Origin of the sequence: Chelatococcus asaccharovorans (assembly GCF_003201475.1) — a bacterium.
Taxonomy (GTDB): Bacteria; Pseudomonadota; Alphaproteobacteria; order Rhizobiales; family Beijerinckiaceae; genus Chelatococcus; species Chelatococcus asaccharovorans.
Map to the genome: position 1 here is coordinate 274,299 of NZ_QJJK01000003.1, position 22,035 is coordinate 296,333.

Annotated in this window: 17 protein-coding genes; 14 read left to right on the forward strand and 3 right to left on the reverse strand. The window is 64.2% G+C overall.

What is annotated here, in order from left to right; translation table 11 throughout:
- Positions 1 to 199 precede the first annotated feature (199 nt).
- From C7450_RS08785 to lpxB, 13 genes are all read left to right on the forward strand, one after another.
- Positions 200 to 1,207 (forward strand): 30S ribosomal protein S2, encoded by a 1,008-nt coding sequence (locus tag C7450_RS08785; protein WP_110374061.1) that lies wholly within the window; start codon positions 200 to 202, stop codon positions 1,205 to 1,207.
- Between the two features lie 219 nt (positions 1,208 to 1,426).
- Positions 1,427 to 2,350, forward strand: coding sequence for a translation elongation factor Ts (gene tsf / locus C7450_RS08790; RefSeq protein WP_110374062.1), 924 nt, complete (start codon positions 1,427 to 1,429; stop codon positions 2,348 to 2,350).
- A gap of 147 nt (positions 2,351 to 2,497) precedes the next feature.
- Positions 2,498 to 3,205: a UMP kinase gene (pyrH, locus tag C7450_RS08795; protein WP_110374063.1), complete on the forward strand. Its 708-nt coding sequence runs from the start codon at positions 2,498 to 2,500 to the stop codon at positions 3,203 to 3,205.
- A gap of 378 nt (positions 3,206 to 3,583) precedes the next feature.
- Positions 3,584 to 4,147: a ribosome recycling factor gene (gene frr, locus C7450_RS08800; RefSeq protein ID WP_110374064.1), complete on the forward strand. Its 564-nt coding sequence runs from the start codon at positions 3,584 to 3,586 to the stop codon at positions 4,145 to 4,147.
- Positions 4,148 to 4,511: 364 nt separating this feature from the next.
- Entirely contained in the window at positions 4,512 to 5,273 is a 762-nt protein-coding gene (locus C7450_RS08805; protein ID WP_110374065.1) for an isoprenyl transferase, read from the forward strand.
- Positions 5,270 to 6,127, forward strand: coding sequence for a phosphatidate cytidylyltransferase (locus C7450_RS08810; protein WP_110374066.1), 858 nt, complete (start codon positions 5,270 to 5,272; stop codon positions 6,125 to 6,127). The genes C7450_RS08805 and C7450_RS08810 overlap by 4 nt, the downstream gene beginning before the upstream one ends.
- Positions 6,128 to 6,528: 401 nt before the next feature.
- Positions 6,529 to 7,695, forward strand: a complete 1,167-nt coding sequence (gene rseP / locus C7450_RS08815) for an RIP metalloprotease RseP (RefSeq protein ID WP_110374067.1) — start codon at positions 6,529 to 6,531, stop codon at positions 7,693 to 7,695.
- 143 nt (positions 7,696 to 7,838) lie between these two features.
- A complete protein-coding gene (gene bamA / locus C7450_RS08820) occupies positions 7,839 to 10,280 on the forward strand; it encodes an outer membrane protein assembly factor BamA (RefSeq protein ID WP_425351169.1) in 2,442 nt (813 codons plus the stop codon).
- 70 nt (positions 10,281 to 10,350) lie between these two features.
- Entirely contained in the window at positions 10,351 to 11,421 is a 1,071-nt protein-coding gene (gene lpxD / locus C7450_RS08825; RefSeq protein ID WP_110374068.1) for a UDP-3-O-(3-hydroxymyristoyl)glucosamine N-acyltransferase, read from the forward strand.
- Between the two features lie 26 nt (positions 11,422 to 11,447).
- The gene (gene fabZ / locus C7450_RS08830) at positions 11,448 to 11,912 is read left to right on the forward strand and encodes a 3-hydroxyacyl-ACP dehydratase FabZ (RefSeq protein ID WP_110374069.1); all 465 of its coding nucleotides are present in this window, start codon (positions 11,448 to 11,450) and stop codon (positions 11,910 to 11,912) included.
- Between the two features lie 4 nt (positions 11,913 to 11,916).
- Positions 11,917 to 12,717 carry an acyl-ACP--UDP-N-acetylglucosamine O-acyltransferase gene (gene lpxA, locus C7450_RS08835; protein WP_110374070.1) on the forward strand — a complete coding sequence of 267 codons (801 nt, stop codon included), beginning with the start codon at positions 11,917 to 11,919 and terminating at the stop codon, positions 12,715 to 12,717.
- Positions 12,714 to 13,607, forward strand: coding sequence for an LpxI family protein (locus tag C7450_RS08840; protein WP_110374071.1), 894 nt, complete (start codon positions 12,714 to 12,716; stop codon positions 13,605 to 13,607). Before lpxA ends, C7450_RS08840 begins: the two co-directional genes overlap by 4 nt.
- A 50-nt stretch (positions 13,608 to 13,657) precedes the next feature.
- A complete protein-coding gene (gene lpxB / locus C7450_RS08845) occupies positions 13,658 to 14,833 on the forward strand; it encodes a lipid-A-disaccharide synthase (RefSeq protein WP_110374072.1) in 1,176 nt (391 codons plus the stop codon).
- A gap of 139 nt (positions 14,834 to 14,972) precedes the next feature.
- Here the strand turns inward: lpxB and gltA are convergent, their stop codons facing one another.
- On the reverse strand, positions 14,973 to 16,265 hold the full coding sequence (gene gltA / locus C7450_RS08850) for a citrate synthase (RefSeq protein WP_110374073.1): 1,293 nt from the start codon (positions 16,263 to 16,265) through the stop codon (positions 14,973 to 14,975).
- Between the two features lie 395 nt (positions 16,266 to 16,660).
- The gene (gene gltX / locus C7450_RS08855; protein ID WP_110374074.1) at positions 16,661 to 18,082 is read right to left on the reverse strand and encodes a glutamate--tRNA ligase; all 1,422 of its coding nucleotides are present in this window, start codon (positions 18,080 to 18,082) and stop codon (positions 16,661 to 16,663) included.
- Between the two features lie 379 nt (positions 18,083 to 18,461).
- On the opposite strand from gltX, the gene C7450_RS08860 reads away from it, so the two are divergent.
- On the forward strand, positions 18,462 to 20,801 hold the full coding sequence (locus C7450_RS08860; protein WP_110374075.1) for a ComEC/Rec2 family competence protein: 2,340 nt from the start codon (positions 18,462 to 18,464) through the stop codon (positions 20,799 to 20,801).
- Here the strand turns inward: C7450_RS08860 and lexA are convergent.
- Positions 20,779 to 21,480, reverse strand: a complete 702-nt coding sequence (gene lexA, locus C7450_RS08865; protein WP_110374076.1) for a transcriptional repressor LexA — start codon at positions 21,478 to 21,480, stop codon at positions 20,779 to 20,781. The two genes, C7450_RS08860 and lexA, sit on opposite strands and share 23 nt — an antisense overlap.
- Positions 21,481 to 22,035: the final 555 nt, after the last annotated feature.

The window sequence follows — 22,035 nt, forward strand, 5'->3', positions numbered from 1 at the left end:
GACGGAATGCCTTCTTTCCGCACGCCATCTCTTGCATCTCAACGCTGGCGCCCTTATAAGCGCGCGCATTCCACACGCGGGGTTTCGCTCGCGAAGGTCCTATCACAAGGGCCTTCATGAGGTTTCTCACGAGCCATCCGGTGGCCGGATCGTCCGGCCCAAGGCCCCGCGGCGGCATCATAACCGGAGTTAATTGACTATGGCGCTTCCTGATTTCTCCATGCGGCAGCTGCTCGAAGCCGGCGCCCATTTCGGCCACCAGTCTCATCGCTGGAACCCGAAGATGGACCAGTACATCTTCGGCACCCGCAACAACATTCACATCATCGATCTCGCCCAGACCGTGCCCGCGTTCTATCGCGCGCTGCAGGCGATTTCCGACACGGTGGCGGCGGGCGGCCGCGTGCTCTTCGTCGGCACGAAGCGTCAGGCGTCCGATGCGGTCGCTGATGCAGCCAGGCGTTCGGCGCAGTACTATGTGAATTCCCGCTGGCTCGGCGGCATGCTGACCAACTGGAAGACCATTTCCGGTTCGATCCAGCGCCTGCGCAAGGTCGACGAGACGCTGAACGGTGGCGCTACCGGCCTCACCAAGAAGGAGCGCCTGATGCTGTCGCGCGAGCGCGAGAAGCTTGAGCGCGCCCTCGGCGGCATCAAGGACATGGGCGGCCTTCCCGATCTCCTGTTCGTCATCGACACGAACAAGGAACAGCTGGCGATCAAGGAAGCGCAACGCCTCGGTATTCCGGTCGCGGCGATCATCGACACCAACTGCGATCCCGACGGAATCACGTACCCGGTGCCGGCCAATGACGATGCCGGCCGCGCCATTGCGCTCTATTGCGACCTCGTCGCCCGCGCGGCGATCGACGGCATCTCTCGCGGCCACGGCGACATCGGCATCGATATGGGCGAGCAGGAAGCCCCGATCATCGAGGATCTGCCGGCAGCCGAAGTCGCTGCGGACGAGGTGTTCGAGCGTCTCGGCGCGCCGCGCGGCGCGCCCGACGACCTCACCAACCTGAACGGCGTCGGCCCCGAGCTCGAGAAGAACCTCAACGAGGCTGGCATCTTCCACTACTGGCAGATTGCAGCCCTTGCTCCGGCCGACATCGCAGCCCTTGACGCCGAGCTCAAGCTCCATGGCCGTATCGACCGTGATGGCTGGGTCGCCCAGGCGCGCACCCTGACCGACGCCGCGAGCTGATCGAAGGGACGCCGGTCGCTGGGACCGGCGTTATCATCGGCCCCGGGATGTTTATATGGAAGCGTCATGGACGTGCCATATGAAGATCCCGTTTCGGTAGCAGGATCGCCGCCGGCCGGACCTGGCGGCTCGTCCGATGTGTTGATTGACGATTGACGTCTGGCCGCGCCTCGCAATGACTTTGTGAGGTCGCGGCTCTTTACGATCGAGAGGAAGACGATGGCCAGCATTAGCGCGGCGATGGTGAAAGAGCTCCGCGACAAGACCGGCGCGGGCATGATGGATTGCAAGACGGCGCTCACCGAGACGGGCGGCGACGTCGAGGCGGCCGTGGATTGGCTGCGCAAGAAGGGGCTTTCGAAGGCCGCCAAGAAGTCCGGCCGCGTGGCGGCGGAAGGTCTCGTCGCGGTGGCGCTCGCCGGCAACAAGGGCGTCGTCGTCGAGATCAATTCCGAGACCGATTTCGTGGCGCGCAACGAGCAGTTCCAGCAGCTGGCACGCACCATCGCGAAGACGGCTCTCGACACCGGCACCGATATCGAGGCCCTGAAGGCCGCGGCTTATCCCGGCGGCGGCACGATTCAGGATGCCCTGTCGAGCGCCATCGCCACCATCGGCGAAAACATGACCCCTCGCCGTGCGGCGAGCCTTGAAGTGGCTGATGGCGTGGTCTCGGCCTATCTGCACAATACCTCGGGCGAAGGCCTCGGCCGCATCGGCGTGCTCGTCGCACTCGCCTCGACCGGCAACAAGGATGAGCTCGCGACCCTCGGCCGCCAGATCGCCATGCATGTCGCGGCGACCAATCCGGTGGCGCTGGACGCCAGCGGCGTGCCGGCCGAGACGGTCGCGCGCGAGAAGGCGATCCTTGCCGACAAGCATGCGGGCAAGCCCGCCAATGTCATCGAGAAGATCGTCGACAGCGGCATGAAGACCTATTTCAAGGAAGTCACGCTCCTTGATCAGCCCTTCATCCACGACCAGTCCAAGACGATCGCGCAGGTCCTCAAGGAAGCCGAGGGGCGTCTCGGCGCTCCCGTGAAGCTCGAGGGCTTCGTCCGCTACGGTCTGGGCGAGGGGATCGAGAAGGATGAAGCCGATTTCGCCGCCGAAGTGGCGGCGGCGGCGGGAAGCCAAGGCTGACAGCTAACGACAACGGCGCCGAAAGGCGCCGTTTTCATGTGAAGACCTGTGCGAAGATCTGTGCAAGGCATGCGCCCGCACGGTGACAGCGATCCCCACGCCCCGCTATGGGGATGGATTGGCAGAAACAGCGGCGGAGGCACCAGCATGCGGATCAAACGGGCGCTCATCAAACTGTCGGGCGAGGTTTTGGCCGGGACTGCCGGTGCCGGACTGAACGGCGAGACATTGACCCAGATCGCCGCCGATATCGCGACAGCGGCCAAGAAGGGCCATGAGATCGCGATCGTGGTTGGCGGCGGCAATTTCTTCCGCGGCGTCCAGGGGTTGAACAAGGGGCTGGACCGGCCGACGGCGGATTCCATCGGCATGCTCGGCACGGTGATGAACGCGCTGGCGCTGGAACATGCGATCGAGGCAGCCGGTGTTCCCGCCCGCGCCATGTCGGCCGTGCCGATGCCGTCGCTGTGCGAGAGCTATGCGCGCCGTCGCGCGCTCGATCATCTCGCCCATGGCAAGGTCGTCGTGCTGGGCGGCGGATTGGGCAATCCCTATTTCACCACGGACACGCCGGCCGTGTTGCGGGCAGCGGAACTCGATTGCGAGGCGCTCCTCAAGGCGACCAATGTGGACGGCGTCTATACGGCGGACCCGAAGAAGGATCCGGCCGCGACGCGCTTCGACAGCCTGACCCATGACGAGGCGATCGCCCGCAACCTCAAGGTCATGGACACGGCTGCTTTCGCCTTGGCGCGCGAGGCCGGCCTGCCGATCGTCGTGTTTTCCATTCTCGACGCCGGCGCCATCGGCCAGGTGCTCGAAGGCAATGGCCGTGCGACGATCGTCGCGCCCTGATGAGGCGTTAGCGGCAGCACGCGACGCCTTTGAATACGGCGCTTTGATTCGTGCTGTCGCGGAGATTTTTCGCAAGCCAGGCGTGATGCCCCGGAGCCTCACGCGGCGGCGACCGGCGCGGCGGGTCGTGTCGAGGGGCCGCCAGGCGCTTCATTCCCGTTGAATCGATGCGTTCCGCCGCAAAACGGTCTTCCACTCCCGGCCGTCATGCTCTAAGCCCCCAAGCTTGTTTCCCCGGCAGGACATCCTCAGGACAATCCTCTGGGGCCTATCGGTCGGCTATCCGCCGCTGTTCGGCGGGAGCCTGTGTTGCGCTTGACCTTGAGGGCCACAGGCGCTCAAGGTCGCGCAAACATTGAACAAGAGGGCAAATCCGAGATGACTGCCACGTCTTTCGACATTTCAGACGTCAAGCGGCGCATGCAGGGTGCCGTACAAGCCTTTCGCCACGATCTGGGCAGCCTCAGGACCGGACGCGCATCAGCGACGCTGCTCGACCCGTTGCAGATCGACGCTTATGGCGCGCTCATGCCGATCAACCAGGTCGCCACGGTCAGCATACCGGAACCGCGCCTCATCAGCGTGCAGGTCTGGGATCGCGGCATGGTGTCCGCGGTCGAGAAGGCCATTCGCGACTCCGATCTCGGCCTCAACCCGCAGACCGAGGGTCAGGTGATCCGGCTGCGCATCCCTGAGATGAATGAGCAGCGTCGCAAGGAAATGGTCAAGGTCGCGCATAAATATGCGGAGGAGGCACGCGTCGCGGCGCGTCATGTGCGGCGTGACGGTCTTGATGTGCTGAAGAAGCTCGTCAAGGACGGCAACCTGAGTGAGGATGAACAGACCCGCCAGGCCGATCAGGTGCAGAAGGCGACCGACCAGACGATCACCGAGATCGACCAGCTTCTCGTCGCCAAGGAAAAGGAAATCATGCAGGTCTGACGTGGAACCCGCTGAGGCGCACCTTGGAGGGGCGCCCTGATGGTGCGTTTCGAAGCTGCGCTTGGGGGAGGCCGCTTCTATGCTGTCGACTGCGGATCGGGCCGTGCCGCCGGCTGGCGCGGGGCCTCTGAAGTTTCTATCATCGGCTCCATGCTCGCGCCGCATGCGGGAAAGCTATAGGCCTGCGCTCGGCGGGCATGGCAAAATGGGTTTGGAAGCGCGCCCCGGAATGATACGAATTTCGCAGGCACGCGCGTGGCGTGCTGCGGCGATAGCAGGAGTGCCAGCCTGTGGGCGTTAGCAGGGATGAGCGATTTCAGGCGAGCCCATCCGGCATCGTGTCCGTGCCGCGGCGGAGGATGGCATGAGCGCATCGCCAGAGAAGCCGGCCCATAATCCGGCAGAGGCGGCGCCTCCCGTGCCGCGGCATGTGGCCATCATCATGGATGGCAATGGCCGTTGGGCGGCGCGCCGGGGCCTGCCGCGCTTCGAGGGGCATCGCCGCGGCATGGAAGCGCTGCGCAATGTCGTGCGGATCGCCGGCGACCTCGGCATTGACTATCTCACGGTCTATGGCTTTTCGTCCGAGAACTGGAGCCGGCCGGCCGCGGAAATCGCCGACCTGATGGGGTTGCTGCGCCATTTCGTGCGCCGCGACCTCGCCGATCTTCACCGCAACAACGTGCGCGTCCGCATTATCGGGACGGATGAGGGGCTGGCGCCCGATCTCGTCGGGCTTCTGGCCGAGGCGGAGAATCTGACGCGCGACAATACCGCCTTGACGCTGGTGGTGGCTTTCAATTACGGGGCACGCCAGGAGATGGCGCGGGCGGCGCGCCGCCTGGCGGCGGATGTGGCGGCAGGGCGTTTGGCGGTGGACGACATTTCCGTCGAGCGTTTCGCCAAGGCGCTGGATACGGCTGATATTCCCGACCCCGATCTCGTCATTCGCACGTCCGGCGAGCAACGGATGTCGAATTTCCTGCTGTGGCAGGCCGCCTATGCGGAGCTCGTCTTTACGCCAGTGCTCTGGCCGGACTTCGACCGAGGCGCCTTTGAGGAGGCGCTGTCGGAGTATCAACGCCGCGAGCGCCGCTTCGGCGGACTGAGCAGCGCGATCGGATGAGCAGAAACAACGGAACTGCCCCCTTCGAGCGCGGGCACCCGGCACGGGCGACATCCGAACTGACGCTCAGGATCGCGTCCGGATTCGTCCTGGCTTCGGTGGTGCTCGCGGCCACGCTCTGGGGCGGGCTGCCCTTCACCGTGATCTGGGCTATTGCCGGCGGCGGGGTGGCTTACGAATGGCTCGCGCTTACCGAGGAAGATCCGGCGGAACGGCGGACGCGACGCGTCATCCTCAGCGCGCTGATCGCCGCCTCGGCCTTCGCGCTGCATTGGGGAGGTGTCGGGCTTGCCGTCCTCCTTGTGGTCACCGCGCTCGTCGTTCTCGTGCTTGTGGATCGCAGGGGAGCGCGGCTCAGCCTGCGGGCAGGGGGACTCGTCTACGCGGCGGTGATCGCCGTGGTGCCGGTCGCCGCCCGCGAAACGCCGTTCGGGCTCATGACCGTGCTGTGGATGTTCGGGGTGGTCTGGGGCACGGACGTCCTCGCCTATGCCTGCGGCCGGCTCCTGGGTGGCCCAAAGCTATGGCCCAGGGTAAGCCCCAAGAAGACATGGTCGGGATTCATAGGCGGTGTCATCGCCGGCACGATCATCGGCTGGATCGTGCTCGCCGCAACGCTGACCGGAGGGCCTGCGCCCCTCCCTGTCGCGGGAATGATCGCCCTGTCATGCGTCGCTGCCATGATCTCCCAGGCGGGCGATCTCGGAGAATCGATTTTGAAGCGCTATCTTGGCGTCAAGGATTCCGGACATATCATTCCAGGCCACGGCGGCTTGATGGATCGCCTTGATTCCTTCTGGGCCGTTTCAGTTTTCGTGGGGTGTGCGCTGGTGTTTCGCGCTCTGTGGAGCTAACGTGATGCGCGCGCTGAGCGCGTGTTTCGACGGTCTGCAATCATGGCGTGCATGAACTTGATTGTTTTGGCCGCTTTGAGTGTCTCAACCGCCGTTCGTCGGCCGCAATGATGGCGGCTGGCAGCAGGTTTGGGCGGTACGGTGGCAGCTGTCGTTGAGATGTGGTCTCTATCTTGCCATGATTGCCCCTGTATGTCCTTCAGTGGATGTGTGAGCCATCCGGGGACGCAGGAAGGCCCAATATTCAATGCGGCGCATGAGAGATATCAGAGAACATTTTGATATTGCTGCATTTTGCGGATTCGTGAAGCATAGACAACGCTTGACGGTCCGTCTAACGTGACTATGGATGGCGACCATGCCGCAGCGGCGGATATCCCGATGACCCGAGACTCAGCTTCATGGAATTCATAAACGCCATGGGCGCGACGGCGACCTCCTTGGTCGGCTACATCGTGCCGTTCCTCTTCGTGCTCACCATTGTGGTGTTCATCCACGAGCTCGGGCATTTCCTCGTCGGACGCTGGTGCGGTGTCGGGGTAAAGGCTTTCTCGATCGGCTTTGGCAAGGAGCTCATCGGCTGGACCGACCGGCATGGGACGCGCTGGAGGCTGTCTGCCATTCCTCTCGGCGGCTATGTGAAATTCGCCGGTGATGCGAACGCCGCCAGCATGCCGGATCGGGAAGCGCTCGACAGCCTGACGCCCGAGGAACGTCGATTCAGCTTTTTCCACAAGTCTGTCGGACGGCGGGCGGCGATCGTCGCTGCTGGGCCGATCGCCAATTTCCTCCTCGCCATCGCCATTTTTGGCGGCGCCGCCTATTTCAACGGCCGCCAGGTCCTCGTGCCGAAGGTGGCCGCGGTTCAGGAGAACAGCGCGGCCGCGCGCGCAGGCTTCCAGGCTGGCGACGTGGTGCTCGCCATCGACGGCCAGCCGATCACGTCGTTCGGCGACATGCAGCGTATCGTCAGCGGCCGCGCCGAGGAGCAACTGACCTTCCGCGTTGATCGGGCCGGCCGCGAGACCAGCTTGACGGCGACGCCCGAGCTGAGGGACATCACCACGCCTTTCGGCAAGCAGCGCCTCGGCGTGCTCGGCCTCCAGGCGGCGTCGAACGATCCGGCCAATTGGCATGTCCAGCGTTTCGGCGTGATCGAAGCCGTAGGGGTTGGGCTGAGCGAAACATGGTTCATCGTCACCCGCACCTATGACTATGTCGGCAAGCTTGTCACCGGGCGGGAGTCCACGGACCAGTTGTCGGGACCCATCCGCATCGCGGAGGTCTCGGGCAAGGTCGCGTCGATGGGGGGCATCTTCTCGCTCATCAATCTGGCGGCGATTCTCTCGGTTTCGATCGGTCTCATCAATCTTGTGCCGATCCCATTGCTGGATGGTGGGCATTTACTTTTCTACGCCATTGAAGCCCTGCGCGGCCGGCCATTGAGCGAGGCTGCCCAGGAGATCGGCTTCAGGATCGGCCTTGCCATCGTGGTGATGCTGATGTTGTTCGTGACATGGAATGACCTGACCCATCTCGGCCTGGCGCTGAGCCAGCGGGGCACGTGACCCGGAGGTCACGGTCCCCGGGGAAAAATTTGTTAACGGTGTTTGTACGTTTGCATGGACGAGTAAACTCTGTAGAAGCGTTATTCGCCTATGGGATTGATATGGCCGGTTTTCCGGCAGAGAAAAGAACAATGAGGCGGCATCTGATGACGCTGACGACCAAAAGAGGCCGGCACTTGGTAAAAGGGCTTCGTTCTGGACTGGTGGCGCTCCCGCTGACGGTGGTGGTCGCCGGAGGCGCCTTGGCTCAATCGATTGTCGTTCAGGGCAATCGGCGGGTCGAGGCCGACACGGTCCGGTCTTACATCACGAGCCCATCCAACTCGCCGGCTGAAATCCGTCGCGAGTTGATGGCGACCGGCATGTTCACCAACGTAAGCGTTGCGCGGCGCGGAAGTGACCTCGTCGTGACCGTCTCCGAAAACGACCTCATCAATCGGGTCGCCTTCGAGGGCAACAAGAAGCTCAACAAGGACATCCTCGGTTCCGAGGTGCAGACGAAGGCGCGCCAGCCTTACAGTCAGGCGACCGTTGACGCCGACATTGCCCGTATTCGTGAAATCTATCGCCAGTCCGGGCGAGGCCTTGCCTCGGTGACGGCGCGCACGGTCGATCTGCCCAATGGTCGCATCGACGTGGTTTTCACCATCGATGAGGGTGACAAGACGGGCGTCAAGGAAATCAATTTCGTCGGCAACAAGGCCTATTCGGGCTCGAAGCTGCGTAACTTGATGACGACGACGGAGATGAATTTCCTGTCGTTTCTCAAGACGTCGGACGTCTATGACCCCGACCGGATCGCCTCCGACGAGGAGCTTATCCGCCGCTACTATCTGAAGAACGGCTACGCCGACTTCCGCATCGTCTCGACGGACGTCCAGTTCGACGAGGCCAGGGGCGGCTATATCGTCACCATCACGGTGGACGAGGGGCAGCCCTACAAGGTCAGCGGCGTTCGCGTTGAATCCCAGATACCGGACGTGTCGTCCGAGCAGTTGCAGGGCATCGTGACCACCTCGGCCGGTGATACCTACAACGCCGAAGCGGTGGAGAAGTCCCTCGACAGGCTGACGACCGAGCTCGGCCGCCGCGGCTATGCCTTCACGCAGGTGCGCCCCGCCGGCGTGCGTGATGCCGATACGCATACGATCGGCATCGACTACGTCGTCGAGGAAGGCCCGCGCGTCTATATCGAGCGCATCAACATCCGCGGTAACACGCGCACGCGCGACTATGTGGTGCGCCGCGAGTTCGACATCGGCGAGGGTGACGCGTTCAACAAGGTGTTGATCGACCGCGCGCTCCGTCGCCTCAACAATCTCGGCTACTTCAAGTCGGTTCGTATCACCAACGAGCCGGGCTCCAGCCCCGATCGTGTCATCGTGAACGTCGATGTCGAGGATCAGGCCACCGGTCAGTTCTCCGTGTCGGGCGGTTACTCGACATCGGACGGCCTCATCGGTGAGGTCGCGGTGTCGGAGTCGAACTTCCTCGGCCGGGGCCAGTACGTCCGCCTCGCGGGGTCGTGGGGGCAGCGTTCGCAGGGCGTCGACTTCTCCTTCACCGAGCCCTATTTCCTCGGCCAGCGCATGGCGGCCGGCTTCGATCTGTTCTCGAAATACACGGACAACACCAACTACTCGCGCTACACCAACCGCGTGACGGGCGGTCAGCTCCGCTTGGGCCTGCCCATCACCGAGGACACGACTGTTACGCTGCGCTATTCGCTCTATCAGTCGAACCTCAAGGTGCCGAACACCTACGACGATCCGTTCAACGACTGCTGGTATCCAATCTACGGTTTCACCGGCCCCTATCCGGATTGTATCTACAACGGTGAGGCGTCGGTCGCGATCAAGGAAGCTGCCGGCAAGACCATCACCTCGCTGGTGGGTGCGACCTTCACCTACAACACGCTCGACAACATCCGGAACCCGCATTCGGGTCTTTATGTCGAGGTCAAGCCGGACGTCGCGGGCCTTGGCGGCGACTCCCGGTTCATCCGCGCAACGGCGGAGGCCCGCTACTATCGCGAACTGTACGACGACGTCGTGGGCATGATCCGCGTGCAGGGTGGTCGCGTCCAAGCATTCGGCGACAAGGACCTGCGTATCGTCGACAACTTCTTCCTCGGCCCGTCGCTGGTGCGTGGCTTCGCGCCCTCCGGTATCGGCCCGCGTGACCTGAATGGTGACTCTTCCGCCAACGCGCTCGGTGGCAACACCTATTTCGGCGGTTCGCTCGAAGTGCAGTTCCCGATCTGGGGTTTGCCGCGTGACCTCGGCCTGCGTGGCGCTGTCTTCGCGGATGCAGGTACGCTGTTCGGCTATGACGGCGCGACCAACTTCGCCCCCTATGGCGTGCCGGAATACTGCCCGCCGGTTGGCACGCCCGTCACAGCTTATACCGCTCAGCCGACCTGCGTGAACGTGCTCGACAAGAAGACGATCCGTTCGTCGGTCGGCGCCAGCTTGCTGTGGCAATCGCCACTCGGCCCGCTGCGGTTCGACTACGCTTTTGTGCTGACGAAGGCCACCGGGGACCAGACGCAGGCCTTCCGCTTCTCCGGCGGCACGAGCTTCTAAGCCCAGTGGACAGAGCGACAGGCGGCTTCAGGAATGAGGCCGCCTTCGCGATTCGAGATATCGCGATCTCATGACAGACCCGGTGTTCTTTCCGCGTATGGCAGAGCCGACCCTGGCGGAGCTCGCCGTATCGGCCGGCATCTCACTGCCGGAAGGCGTGCAGGCGGATTTGACGATTACGGGCGCCGCGTCCCTTGAATGGGCCGGACCGACTGAAGTCGCCTATATGGATAATCCGCGCTATGTCGACGCGCTGGCGGCCACGCATGCCGGCGCGTGCTTTGTATCGAAACGTTTTGCTGCCAAGGTTCCGGCCACGACGGTCGCCCTTGTGACCGCGGATCCCTATCGTGTCTTCGCTCAAGTCATGGCGAGCCTGTACCCGTCGGCGGTCCGTCCCCAGTCCACATTTGCGGCGGTTGGCATCTCTCCCGGCGCCTTCGTGCATCCTGGTGCGCATCTCGAACCGGGCGTGATCGTCGACCCCGGCGCGGTCATCGGCCCTGACGTCGAGATCGGCAGCGGCAGTGTCATCGGCGCCAACGCGGTCATCGGGCCCCAATGCCGGATTGGACGCGACGTGAGCATCGGCGCCAATGCGTCTGTGCTGAATGCGCTCATCGGCAACCGCGTGACCCTTCACGGCGGCGTGCGCATCGGGCAGGACGGTTTCGGCTTTGCAATGGGCCCCAAGGGGCACCTCAAGGTACCGCAGATCGGGCGGGTTATCATCCAGGACGACGTCGAGATCGGCGCCAACACCACCATCGATCGGGGCGCCAGCCGCGATACGGTGATCGGCGAAGGCACCAAGATCGATAATCTCGTCCAGATCGGCCATAACGTGGTGATCGGCCGGCATTGCGTTATTGTCGCGCAAGTCGGTATCTCCGGCAGCACGACGATCGAGGATTTTGTGGCACTCGGCGGGCAGGTCGGGGTGATCGGTCATGTCACGGTCGGCGCGGGTGCCCAGATCGCCGCGACGAGCAATGTCGCGAGTGATGTGCCGCGTGGCGGGCGCTGGGGCGGTACGCCGGCCAAGCCACTGCGGGATTGGTTCCGCGAGATCAAGACGATCGAAAAGCTTGCGTCCCATCGCGATACGGGCGACAGGGGCGATGACGGCGCCGGACGTTGAACTGGGCCAATAAGGAGAAAAGTTTCATGAACGATGTGCCGGACAAGCTCGAAACCGCGGACATCCTGCAGATTCTGAGCTATCTGCCGCATCGCTATCCCTTTCTTCTCGTCGACAGGATTATCGAGATGAAGGGCGATGAGTCATGTATCGGCATCAAGAACGTCACTTATAACGAGCCGCAGTTCGCCGGTCATTTCCCGACGCGGCCGATGTTTCCGGGCGTCTTCATGATCGAGGGTATGGCCCAGACGGCGGGGGCTCTGTGCGTCGCGTCCAAGCTGGCGCAGAAGGCGCGGCCGAAAGAGGTCTATTTCATGACCATCGACAAGGCCAAGTTTCGCAGGCCCGTCGGCCCCGGCGACACGGTCTATTACCACATGAAGAAGATCAACAACCGCCGCAACATGTGGTGGTTCCGCGGCGAGGCGAAGGTTGACGGCGTGCTCGTCTGTGAGGCGGAAGTCAGCGCAATGCTGGTTGTAGAGTGAGACGATGAGTGACATTCATGCGACCGCCGTCGTAGAAGCCGGCGCGCGCCTTGGCGAAGGCGTGCGGATCGGTCCGTTCTCAATGGTGGGGTCGGAGGTCGTCCTCGGTGACGGCTGCGAGCTCGTCAGTCATGCGGTCGTCGCCGGGCGCACGACGATTGGCCCCCGGACGCGCATTTTTCCCTTTGCATCCATCGGCCACCAGCCGCAGGATCTGAAATATCGTGGTGAGGCATCAACGCTGACCATCGGCAGCGACTGCCTGATCCGCGAGGGCGTGACGATCAATCCGGGCACCGAGGGCGGCGGGCTCGAGACGGTTGTAGGCAGCCATTGCGCGCTGCTTGCCAATTCCCATATCGGCCATGACTGCCGGGTCGGCGATCATGTCATCCTCTCCAACAACGTCATGCTGGCGGGGCATGTGACGCTCGGCGACTATGTCATCGTTGGCGGTGGTGCGGCGATCATCCAATTCGCCCGTGTCGGCTCCCACGCTTTTGTCGGCGGCCTGTCCGGCGTCGAGAACGATGTCATCCCCTATGGGATGGCGCTCGGCAATCGCGCCCATCTCGCCGGCCTCAATATTGTCGGTCTGCAGCGTCGCGGCTTTTCGCGGGAGGATATCCATAGCCTCCGGCGCGCCTATCGACTTCTCTTCGCGGCCGAAGGCACCCTGATGGAGCGCGTCGACGACGTGGCCGCGGAGTTCGACAAGCTTGCCGTCGTTCAGGAAATGCTCGATTTCATCCGGATCGGCGGAAAACGCGCCATATGCACGCCGCGTGAGGCGCGAGAGGCGTGAGCGCCGCTGCGGCGCCGACCGATGACAAGGCGGCCGCAGAGGCCCCTGTAGTGCTCCTGGCTGGGGGCAGCGCACTCCCGGAGTTGCTCATCGCGGCCCTCGAACGCCGAGGCAGGGCCGTCAAGATCCTGGCTTTCCGTGGTTTTGCGGCGCGTGCGCTTGCCCGTCGCGCCGATCTGGTCATCGACCTCATCGACTACAAGCGGGCCTTGGCGGCGCTCAAGGCGTGGCAACCGTCAGAGATCGTGCTCGTGGGGACTGTCACGCGTCCGAAGCCGATCGCCTTCATGGGCGCGCTGTCCGCTTATCGCAATCGTGAGGAGATCGCCGCAATCCTCGGTTCCGGTGATGACGGACTGCTCGGCGGTGTCGTACGCGTCCTCGAGGAGGAGGGGTTCACCGTCGGCGGCATCGACCGGCTTGCGCCCGAGCTGCTCGCGCCGCAGGGCCAGCTTGGCGCGGTCGCCCCGGATTCCGAGAGCTGGTCGAGCATCGCCCGCGGTCTTGCCGTGCTGGATGCCCTGTCGCCCTTCGATGTCGGGCAGGCGGCCGTCATCTGCGCCCATTGGGTCGCAGCCATCGAGGGGCCGGAAGGCACGGACGCCATGTTGCGGCGTGTGCAGAGGCTGCGCCGGGGGCCGCGCCTCAGGGCAACCCATGGCGGGGTGCTGGTGAAGACCGCCAAGCGCGAGCAGGACCTCAGGGTCGACATGCCGACGATTGGCCCGAAGACGGTGATACGCGCGGCAGCGGCCGGCCTCCAGGGGATTGCTGTCGGCGCGGGAACGACGTTGATCGTCGAGATCGAGCGCACAATCCATGAGGCCGATCGGCGCGGATTGTTCCTGTTCGGCGTCGATTTGGCGGGAAGCCCGCCACAAAGCCGTTGACGATGGCGCGCGGACCTCTGCCACCCATCTCCTGCGATCGAGGAGAGGCCATGCCCGCGCGGATAGTCGTGGTCGCCGGCGAGGAATCGGGCGATCAGCTTGGCGCCAAGCTCATGCAGGCCCTCAAACGGCGCCTTTCGCCCGGCGGCGTCGTCTTCACGGGGGTTGGCGGCCGCGCCATGCAGGCCGAGGGGCTCGATAGCCTCTTTCCCATGGCCGATATCGCGGTGATGGGCTTCGCTGCGGTCATCGCCCGCCTGCCGACGCTGATCAACCGCATCAATATGACCGCCGCCGCCGTCATCGCGGAGCGGCCGGATATGCTGGTGATCATCGACAGTCCGGATTTCACGCACCGTGTCGCAAAGCGCGTCAGGGCGGCCAAGCCGGATCTCCCCATCGTCGATTATGTCAGTCCGACCGTCTGGGCCTGGCGGCCGGGCAGGGCGCGCAAGATGCGCGCCTATGTCGACCATGTGCTGGCCCTGCTGCCCTTCGAGCCGGCCGCGCATGAACGTCTCGGCGGCCCGCCCTGCACCTATGTCGGCCATCCCCTGGTCGAGCGTCTCGAAGACCTGCGCCCGGGACCGGGGGAGCGGCTCGAGCCACCCTATGAGGTCGAGTCGCCGACCGTTCTCGTTCTGCCGGGCAGCCGGCGCTCTGAGGTGACGCGCCTCATGCCTGTCCTGGGCGAGACGGTCGCCGCCGTTTCCGCGACGCTCGATGGGCCTGTGAACTGGGTGCTGCCCGCGGTTCCCCATGTCGCACCGCTGATCGCGCAGGGGTTGGCATCCTGGCCCGTCAAACCGAGGATTGTCATGGGCGAGGAGGCGAAATATGCGGCCTTCCGCTCCGCGACGGCCGCGCTTGCCGCGTCCGGAACCGTCACGCTCGAACTCGCGCTGGCGCGCGTGCCGATGGTCGTCGGCTACAAGGTCTCGCGGCTCGAGGAAGAGGTGCGCCATTTCATCATCGCGAAACATGCAAGCCTGCCCAACATCATTCTCGACGCGCGCGTGGTGCCGGAATTCCTCCAGCGGGACTGCACGGCGAGCAATCTCGCGGGGTCATTGCTGCCGCTGATCGCCGCGACGCCGGCGCGCGCCGCACAGCTTGCTGCCTTCGATCGCGTGGCGGCGGCGATGAGCATCGGCGCGGACAAGCCAAGCGACAGGGCGGCTGCCGTCGTGGCCGATCTGCTTCACGCGCGCAAACCCATCGGTTGAGCAACTGAGGCGCTCATTCTGGGGCCTCGCCTCAGCGAGGAGGCCGGAACGACCCCGCGATTGCGCGGGAAATCACGACGTTCCAAGACACAAAAAAAGGGGCCCCAGGGCCCCTTTTTCGTGCGACCTAAAATGTCCGTCAGGACCGCTGCGCCATGGGCAGATAATCGCGCTCCGGCGCGCCGATATAGAGCTGACGCGGGCGGCCGATCTTCTGGGACGGATCCTCGATCATTTCCTTCCACTGGGCGATCCAGCCGACGGTGCGGGCGAGGGCGAAGAGCACGGTGAACATCGACACCGGGAAGCCGAGCGCCTTCAGCGTGATACCGGAGTAGAAGTCGATATTCGGATAGAGCTTCTTCTCGATGAAATATTCATCGTGCAGCGCGATACGCTCCAGCTCGAGGGCGACGTCGAGCAGCGGATCGTCCTTGATGCCGAGCTCGTTGAGAACCTCGTGCGTCGTCCGCTGCATGATCTTGGCACGCGGATCGTAGTTCTTGTAGACGCGGTGGCCGAAGCCCATGAGACGGAACGGGTCGTTCTTGTCCTTGGCCTTGGCGATATATTGCGGAATGCGATCCGGCGTGCCGATCTCGGCGAGCATCTTGAGGGCGGCTTCGTTGGCGCCACCATGGGCCGGGCCCCACAGGCAGGCGATGCCGGCCGCGATACAGGCAAAGGGATTGGCGCCCGACGAACCGGCGAGGCGCACGGTCGATGTCGATGCGTTCTGCTCGTGGTCGGCGTGCAGGATGAAGATGCGATCGAGCGCGCGGGCAAGCACCGGATTGACCACATATTCCTCGCAGGGGACGCCGAAGCACATGCGCAGGAAATTGGAGGTGTAGTCGAGATCGTTCTTCGGATACACGAACGGCTGGCCAACCGAGTATTTATAGGCCATGGCCGCCAGCGTCGGCATCTTGGCGATCATCCGCATGGACGCGATCATGCGCTGCTGCGGATCCGAGATGTCCGTCGAGTCATGGTAGAAGGCAGAGAGTGCGCCGACCGAGGCGACCATCACCGCCATCGGATGCGCGTCGCGGCGAAAGCCCTGGAAAAAGCGGTTCATCTGATCGTGAACCATGGTGTGGCGGGTCACGACATAGTCGAATTCCGCCTTCTGGCTTGCCGTCGGCAGTTCCCCGTAGAGCAGGAGATAGCAGGTCTCCAGGAAGTCGCCATGCTCGGCGAGCTGCTCGATCGGGTAGCCACGGTAAAGGAGGATGCCTTCATCGCCATCGATATAGGTAATGGCGGATTCGCAGCTCGCCGTAGAGGAGAAGCCCGGATCGTAGGTGAACATCCCGCTATGCTTGTACAAGGCACCGATATCGGCGACGCTCGGGCCTATCGTGCCTTCCTTGACCGGAAGATCGATGCCCTTGCCGTCCACAGTCAAGGTGATTGCCTTGTCGCTCATGGATATATCCTTCTGCTCAGACGCAGCGAAGCCGTCACCGCCAGACCGCATTCATGGGCTTGGAGAGACTTGTCCAAACTTTGGAGAGACGTGTCCAAACGCAGAAATGTGATCGATCCCATCAAGCGAGGGCAGGAGATGTCGTGACATGTGACGATCACGTTCAATGTCATGCCCTTGCTGATGAAAATCATAGAAGCTCAACGGCAATGAATGGCGAACCGGTGAGGACCCACCTCGGTGGGCTGCCGGCCCGTCGCGGATCTGCCATTGACCCTGTGAGACAACAAGTCACGCAAAATCAATGGCTTGATGCCAGTATCCATCGAGATCCCAGCCCGCCCCGACCATGCATCTAGCCCATCCACGAGCATCGTTCAAGCTACTGAAATGCCTCATGGGAGCTGATCGCGGATACGGCCTAAACTTTCATCACGTCCGAGGACCGTCATGACGTCGAAGAGGCCCGGCGAGGTCCCGCGGCCGGTCAGGGCCGCGCGCAGGGGCTGCGCCAATTGGCCGAGCTTGAGCCCTGCTTCGGTCGCGGTCGCCCGCACCGCGGCCTCGGTCGCCGTGTTGCTCCAGTCATTGATCCCTTCAAGGGCGGGGAGCACCAGTGCAAGCCGTTCACGGCCCTCCGCATTGAGAAGGGCTGTCGCCTTGTCATCGCAGGCCAGAGGCCGCGATGCATAGAGAAATGACGCGCTATCAAGGAGTTCGACGAGAGTCTTGGCACGCTCCTTGAGGCCGGGCATGGCCGCCAGGAGCTTTTCACGCAGGTGCGGCGGCAGTGTTGGCCCGAGGCCGCGCGCCGGCCCGAGCTCCGGCAGGATATCTTCCAGGGCGCGCACCAGCGCCTCGTCATCGGCGTTCCGCATATAGTGGCCGTTGAGGTTCTCGAGCTTCGCAAAGTCGAAGCGGGCGGGAGAGCGCCCGATGGAGCCGAGATCGAAGGCTGCGATCATCTCGTCGGTCGAAAAGAACTCCTGATCGCCGTGGCTCCAGCCGAGGCGCACCAGATAGTTGCGGAGCGCCGCCGGGAGATAGCCCATGGAACGATAGGCATCGATGCCCAGCGCGCCGTGGCGCTTCGAGAGCTTCGCACCATCCGGCCCGTGGATCAGCGGAATATGCGCCATGACGGGCACATCCCAGCCCAGAGCATCGTAGATCTGCTTCTGCCGGGCGGCATTCGTCAGATGGTCGTCGCCACGGATGATATGGGTGACGCCCATGTCGTGATCATCGACGATGACGGCAAGCATATAGGTCGGCGTGCCATCCGAACGCAGCAGGACGAGATCATCGAGGTCCTTGTTCTGCCACGTGACCCGGCCCTGCACCTGGTCGTCGATCACGGTCTCGCCCTCGGTCGGCGCGCGCAGGCGGATCACCGGCTTCACGCCGGCCGGCGCATCCGCGGCCGGCCGGTCGCGCCAGCGCCCGTCATAGCGCAGCGGCCGGCCCTCGCGCCGCGCCTCCTCGCGCATCGCCTCCAGCTCCTGGGGGGTGGCATAGCAATAATAGGCGCGCCCGCGTGCAAGCAGATCCTCGGCCACCTCGCGATGCCGGTCGGCGCGGGCGAACTGGTGGATGGCGTCGCCATCCCAATCAAGCCCCAGCCAGCTCAAACCGTCGAGGATGGCGGCGATAGCCGCATCCGTCGAGCGTTCGCGATCGGTATCCTCGATTCTCAGCAGCATCTTGCCGCCGTAACGGCGGGCGTAGAGCCAGTTGAACAAGGCCGTGCGGGCGCCGCCAATATGCAGGAAGCCTGTCGGCGAAGGCGCGAAACGCGTAACGACGGTTCCGGTCATCTCAGATATGTGCTCTCTTGTGCCAAAGCGATGATCGTGGCTGACCAAGGCGGCTTCCGCTCACGGTCGGGCGTCGTTTAGCATGATGCTCGGCTGGGGGTAAGAAGCTCTTTCCAGGCAACCGACGCTGCGGCCATCGTCTGGTGTTCGTCGGGTCGCTGCCGGCACAAGCTGTGATCAAGACGGCGTCCCTGGCTATATGTTTCGCGTTCCGGCGCTTTCAAGGCCGCGACAAGTCTCGTCCGGCCTGGCCAAAATCATTGTTCGTCCCACGCATTCAGCCATTTCCGCATTCCCCCATTTCAGCGTTCCTGCGTTTTCATCCCTTTCCATTGAACCCAGGCCTTTTCCTGGCCCTCTGTGAATTGCCGTTGCCCGCATGGCCCGTCAGAAACCTCGCGCCATCGTCGTCGCCGATCACGGCAGGCCGCAGCGCCCTGCCATCGGCGGAGCCATCGCGGGATGGGGGGGCCTGGTCCTTGGCGACGCAGGTCGCGGCCTGCGGCATCTCATCGCCGTCGAGGCCGAGCGTCGCCGGACCTTCCTCTGGCTGCCCGTTGCCTTCGGTAGCGGCATCGTCCTGTACTTCTTGGCCGACGCGGAGCCGTCCCTGTGGCCGCCGCTGGCCGGAGCGCTCCTGGCGGCCCTGGCGGCGATCATCGCCCGCCGGCATCGCCACGCTCTCGGCGTGGCGGTCGCCATCGCGGCCGTTATGGCCGGCTTTGCCGCCGCGACATGGCGAACCCGCACAGTCACAACGCCGGTGCTCGCCCGACCGATGATCGCCAAACTGAGCGGGCTTGTGCTCGGCGTCGACGAGCGGCCGGCCGGGCCGCGGATCGTGGTGCGTGTGGCAAGCTTCGGCGGGCTCGATGCAAGCTTGCGTCCCGCCCATGTCCGGGTCTCCCTGCGGCCGGGCGCAAGTGTCAAGCCGGGAGACTTCATCGAGGCGACCGCCCGCCTCCTGCCGCCGCCGACGGCGGCGCGCCCGGGCGGCTATGATTTCGCGCGGGATGCCTTCTTTGCCGAGCTCGGCGCCGTGGGTTCGCTCGTCGGCAAGATCACGATCCGGGCGCCACCGGAAGAGCCGGATGCCTGGACTGCGCTCACCATCGCCAATGACAGGGCGCGCAATGCCCTGACGCAGCGCATCGCGAATGCCTATGGCGGGCAGGAGGGCGCGCTGGCGGCCGCACTCGTGACGGGCAAGCGCGGCCTCATCACCGAAGAGGCCAACGACGCCATGCGCGCCGCGGGCATTTATCACATCGTGTCTATTTCCGGCCTCCATATGGCCCTCGCGGCGGGCAGCCTCTTCTGGGCGGCCCGGGCTCTGCTCGCGCTGTGGCCCGCGATCGCACTCGCCTGGCCGGTCAAGAAGATCGCCGCCGGTGTCGGCATGGCGGGCGCCACCGGCTATTGCCTGTTCTCGGGCGCGGAGGTCGCCACGCAGCGCTCGCTCGTCATGACCCTTATCATGATGGGCGCGATCCTGATCGACCGGCCGGCGCTCTCCATGCGCAACCTCGCGCTGTCCGCGCTGGTCTGCCTGATCCTGCGCCCCGAGGCGCTGCTCGGCCCGAGCTTCCAGATGTCCTTCGCGGCCGTCGCCGGCATGATCGCCTTTTCGGTGAAGCCCTCGGGGCGCCTCGTGGGGGCGGGCGCGCCGTCCTCAGGCGCTTTGGGGTGGCTGCGCGCCGGGGCGCGCTGGGCTTACCTGCTCATCACCACCACGACGGTCGCAACCGTCGCCACGGCCCCCTTCAGCGCCTATCATTTTCAGACATTCAACCCGTTCGGTCTGTTCGGCAACGCCATGGCCCTGCCGTTGATCGAGCTCGCGGTGATGCCGCTCTCCGTGCTCGGTGTCTTCGCGTCCTTCTTCGAGCTCGACCGCCCGATCTGGTGGCTGATCGGCCAGGCCACCGTGCCGGTGCTGGCCTCGGCGCGCGCCGTCGCCGAACTCGAACGCTCGCGGGTTATCGTACCGGCCTTTGGCGTCGGTGCCCTCAGCCTGATGGTCGTCGCCATCCTGTGGGCGACGCTCTGGAGCACGGTCCTGCGCTGGCTTGCGCTCCTGCCGGCCGCAGTCGGTATCGCCATGGCCTATGACCTAACGCCACCCGACATCTATATCGACCGTGGCGCGAGCGGCCTTGCCATGCGCGCTGCCGACGGCCGGCTCGTCATCCTCGGCAAACCATCGGGCTTCGTGCTCGAGCAGTGGCTGCGCGCCGATGGGGACGGCCGTGCGCCCGCGGATCCATCCCTGCGCAGCGGGGCGCGCTGCGACCGGCTTGGCTGTACGGGCCGCCTCCAAGGCGGACAAACGATTGCCCTTGTCCGCGACAAACGTGCATTTCCCGAGGATTGCGCCCGCGCCGACGTCATCGTCAGTCCGCTGCCGGCACCGCCAAACTGCAAGGCGCCAACGGTCATCGACCGAAGGACACTCGACCGCAGCGGCGCGATAACCCTCGCACGCAGCCCGCACGACATGGGCCTTCACCCGGTCCATGCGCTCCCCGCCGCATCGCGGCCCTGGATCGTCGGCGGCAGACCGCAACAGCCGCACGCGTCGGTCGGTCCGCCCCGAACCGCGACACCACCCGTCACCACGGCGCCATCGAGCAGCCAGACGACCGATCCGCTCGACGCGGTCCAGGATGCGATGGATGAAGACGGGGGGAGGGAACTCAATAACGACGCAGAAGACTGACGAGCTTGCCCTGGATGCGGACCCGGTCAGGGCCGAGAACCCGCGTCTCATAGGCCGGATTGGCGGCTTCGAGCGCGATCGAGGAGCCGCGACGGCGCAGCCGCTTCAAAGTCGCTTCCTCGTCATCGATGAGCGCAACGATAATATCGCCGGTCTCCGCCATCTCCTGGCGACGGATGACGACCGTATCGCCGTCGAGAATGCCGGCCTCGATCATGGAATCGCCGCGCACCTCCAGCGCGAAATGCTCACCCGCGCTGAGCATTTCGACCGGAATGGCGAGAGTATTGCTGCGTGACTGAATGGCCGAGATCGGGGTGCCTGCCGCGATGCGCCCCATCACCGGCACGGAGATCGTCTTCGGCAGCTCGGCCTCGGACGCAGGAGGAAGATTGCGGACGCGGCCGAGGCCACCTTCCACCACGCTCGGGTTGAACTTTCCGCGCGGGGAAGCCCCCATGATCGTGTCTGGGAGCTTGATCACCTCGAGCGCGCGCGCCCGGTTGGGAAGGCGGCGAATGAAACCCCGCTCCTCAAGCGCGATGATGAGGCGGTGAATGCCGGATTTCGATTTGAGATCAAGGGCCTCCTTCATCTCATCGAATGACGGTGGCACGCTCGTTTCCCTCAGCCGCTCGTGGATGAAGCGGAGGAGCTCATTCTGCTTACGCGTCAGCATGTCGTCATCACTCCGCCTTTTCGTTTGCCCGCTTTCAACACGACCAAGCGCCGGGATCGATCAGTTTCGAGAAGCAAATGCCCCATTGATGCAGAGTGCAGCTGAATCAGGAAACAAATCATGAACGACGATAGCCGTTCTTGATGTGTTCCGCAAGCCGAAAGCGGAGTCTGCGCCGGCGCCATGCAGAAATCGCGCGGTGCCGGCGGCTGCGATTGATGATGGGGCGCGCGCCGCGCTCCAACCCGCCGCGCGATCCTGGCTGTCCGGCGCGAACCGGCCCGCGGATTTGGCTTCACGCGCCTTCGGTCTGGAGTGCGATAGTCAACGGAGATCGCTGGATGACAAAATTATATTAAGAAATGGAAGAATTCCGCGCCATTGCAATCAAGAATAGAATTGGCGTTTCATTATATAATGAGCGCTATGGCCGTTTTTAGCGGGTGTCCTGTCAGGCCTCGTGTTCTTCGCTTCCGGGCTCCTCGCTGACGCGAGGCCTCGGAATGACGGCGGGATTTCCGCCATACGCAGCATACGCCGGGAGTTCAGTACTCC

Bases quoted from the DNA above. Each gene is read 5' to 3' on its own strand.
- C7450_RS08785 (WP_110374061.1), top strand. From the start codon at position 200: ATGGCGCTTCCTGATTTCTCCATGCGGCAGCTGCTCGAAGCCGGCGCC.
- tsf (WP_110374062.1), top strand. From the start codon at position 1,427: ATGGCCAGCATTAGCGCGGCGATGGTGAAAGAGCTCCGCGACAAGACC.
- pyrH (WP_110374063.1), top strand. From the start codon at position 2,498: ATGCGGATCAAACGGGCGCTCATCAAACTGTCGGGCGAGGTTTTGGCC.
- frr (WP_110374064.1), top strand. From the start codon at position 3,584: ATGACTGCCACGTCTTTCGACATTTCAGACGTCAAGCGGCGCATGCAG.
- C7450_RS08805 (WP_110374065.1), top strand. From the start codon at position 4,512: ATGAGCGCATCGCCAGAGAAGCCGGCCCATAATCCGGCAGAGGCGGCG.
- C7450_RS08810 (WP_110374066.1), top strand. From the start codon at position 5,270: ATGAGCAGAAACAACGGAACTGCCCCCTTCGAGCGCGGGCACCCGGCA.
- rseP (WP_110374067.1), top strand. From the start codon at position 6,529: ATGGAATTCATAAACGCCATGGGCGCGACGGCGACCTCCTTGGTCGGC.
- lpxD (WP_110374068.1), top strand. From the start codon at position 10,351: ATGACAGACCCGGTGTTCTTTCCGCGTATGGCAGAGCCGACCCTGGCG.
- fabZ (WP_110374069.1), top strand. From the start codon at position 11,448: ATGAACGATGTGCCGGACAAGCTCGAAACCGCGGACATCCTGCAGATT.
- lpxA (WP_110374070.1), top strand. From the start codon at position 11,917: ATGAGTGACATTCATGCGACCGCCGTCGTAGAAGCCGGCGCGCGCCTT.
- lpxB (WP_110374072.1), top strand. From the start codon at position 13,658: ATGCCCGCGCGGATAGTCGTGGTCGCCGGCGAGGAATCGGGCGATCAG.
- gltA (WP_110374073.1), bottom strand. From the start codon at position 16,265: ATGAGCGACAAGGCAATCACCTTGACTGTGGACGGCAAGGGCATCGAT.
- gltX (WP_110374074.1), bottom strand. From the start codon at position 18,082: ATGACCGGAACCGTCGTTACGCGTTTCGCGCCTTCGCCGACAGGCTTC.
- C7450_RS08860 (WP_110374075.1), top strand. From the start codon at position 18,462: ATGGCCCGTCAGAAACCTCGCGCCATCGTCGTCGCCGATCACGGCAGG.
- lexA (WP_110374076.1), bottom strand. From the start codon at position 21,480: ATGCTGACGCGTAAGCAGAATGAGCTCCTCCGCTTCATCCACGAGCGG.